General features: G+C 77.5%; 2 protein-coding genes and 1 pseudogene. All 3 read left to right on the plus strand.

Annotation, left to right across the window (positions count from 1 at the left end):
* Nucleotides 1-354 (plus strand): annotated as a pseudogene (locus ACRYR7_RS25360) (hypothetical protein); the annotation flags it as partial.
* Nucleotides 351-1,043 (plus strand): deoxyribose-phosphate aldolase, encoded by a 693-nt coding sequence (deoC, locus tag ACRYR7_RS25365; protein WP_432575154.1) that lies wholly within the window; start codon nt 351-353, stop codon nt 1,041-1,043. The pseudogene ACRYR7_RS25360 and the gene deoC, both read left to right, overlap by 4 nt.
* A 154-nt stretch (nt 1,044-1,197) precedes the next feature.
* A complete protein-coding gene (locus ACRYR7_RS25370) occupies nt 1,198-1,938 on the plus strand; it encodes an HAD-IIA family hydrolase (protein ID WP_432575156.1) in 741 nt (246 codons plus the stop codon).
* The last annotated feature ends 29 nt before the right edge of the window (nt 1,939-1,967 follow it).

Raw genomic sequence — 1,967 nt, forward strand, 5'->3', positions numbered from 1 at the left:
GCCCCCGGGGCGGGGGGGGGGGGGGCGGTGGGCCGCGGGCCGCCCCCGCCGCCCCCCGCGCCCCCCCCCGCGGCGCTGGCGCGCGCCGAGGCCCTGCGCGCGGTGGTCCCCCTGGGCCAGACCTGCTCGGCAGGCGCGGCGCTGTGGGACGGGACCGAGGAGCCCGCCGCGCTGCTGGCCCGCGCCGACCGCGCGCTGTACGCCGCCAAGACCGGCGGGCGCGACCGCCTCGTGCTCGACGGCGGGAGCGCGGCGGCGGGGCGGACCGCGGGTGGCACCGGCGCCGAGGACACCGCTGACGCCGAGGACACCGCCGACGCCGTGGGCGCCGCCGGTGGCAGACTCCCCGCGTGACCACTCCCACCGGCACCCCCACCGGCCGGACCCGCCACGACGTGGCCCGCCTGGTCGACCACACCCTCCTCAAGCCGGAGGCGACGCGCGCGGACGTCCTCGCCCTGTGCGCCGACGCCCGCGAGCTCGGCGTGCTGGCGATCTGCGTGTCCCCCTCGATGCTCTCCGTCGCCCGCGGCGACGCCGTCGAGGGCCTCGTCGTCGCCACCGTCTGCGGCTTCCCCTCCGGCAAGCACACCAGCGCCCTCAAGGCCGCCGAGGCGCAGGCCGCCGTGCGCGACGGCGCCCACGAGGTCGACATGGTCATCGACGTCGGCGCCGCGCTCGCCGGCGAGTTCGACGCCGTGCGCGAGGACGTCGCCGCCGTGCGCGCCGCCGTGCCCGCCCCCGGCGTGCTCAAGGTCATCGTGGAGTCCGCCGCGCTGCCCGACGACGTCCTCGTCGAGGTGTGCCGGGCCGCGGAGGCCGCCGGCGCGGACTTCGTCAAGACCTCCACCGGCTTCCACGCCACCGGCGGCGCCACCGTGCACGCCGTGCAGCTCATGGCCGACACCGTCGGCGGGCGCCTGGGCGTCAAGGCCAGCGGCGGCATCCGCGACACCACCACCGCCCTGGCGATGCTCGACGCGGGCGCCACCCGCCTGGGGCTGTCCGGCACCGCGTCCGTGCTCGCCGGCCTGGACGGCTGAGCCGGTGGCGCGGCAGGGACGGGGCGCGGGCGAGGGCGAGCAGGACGGCCGGGACGGCCGGGACGCGGTCGCCACCGGCGGGGAGCCCGCCCCCGGCACGGGCACCGGCTTCGACGCCACCACCGACACCGGCATCGAGTGCTGGCTGACCGACATGGACGGCGTGCTCGTCCACGAGGAGCGGGCCCTGCCCGGCGCGGCGGAGTTCCTCCAGCGCCTGCAGGACACCGGCCGGCGCTTCCTCGTGCTGACGAACAACTCGATCTTCACGCCCCGGGACCTCGCCGCCCGCCTCGCGCGCAGCGGCATCACCGTGCCCGAGGAGTGCATCTGGACCTCCGCGATGGCCACCGCGGACTTCCTGTCCCGGCAGAAGCCGGACGGCTCCGCCTACGTCATCGGCGAGTCCGGGCTGACCACCGCCCTGCACGAGGCGGGGTTCATCCTCACCGACACCGCCCCGGACTACGTGGTGCTCGGCGAGACGCGCACCTACTCCTTCGAGGCGATCACGCGGGCCATCCGGCTCATCGAGGGCGGCGCGCGCTTCATCGCCACCAACCCCGACGCCACCGGGCCCTCGGCCGAGGGGCCGCTGCCGGCCACCGGCTCCGTCGCCGCGCTCATCACCCGCGCCACCGGCGCCGAGCCGTACTTCGTCGGCAAGCCCAACCCGATGATGTTCCGCTCGGCGATGAACCGCATCGCCGCGCACTCGGAGACGACGGCCATGGTCGGCGACCGCATGGACACCGACGTCGTCGCCGGCATCGAGGCGGGCCTGCGCACCTACCTGGTGCTCACCGGCTCCACGCGCGCCGAGCAGGTGGAGCGCTACCCGTTCCGCCCGCACCGCGTCGTGGACTCCGTGCGGGACCTCGTGCCGCTGGTGTGAGGCCCCCCGCGGTCCCCGCCGGCGCGCCG

This window comes from Kineococcus gurbantunggutensis (assembly GCF_050871925.1).
Lineage (GTDB): Bacteria > Actinomycetota > Actinomycetes > Actinomycetales > Kineococcaceae > Kineococcus.

What these genes read in the sequence shown, in the direction of transcription:
- ACRYR7_RS25370 (WP_432575156.1), top strand. Translation starts at nt 1,198, where the DNA reads ATGGACGGCGTGCTCGTCCACGAGGAGCGGGCCCTGCCCGGCGCGGCG.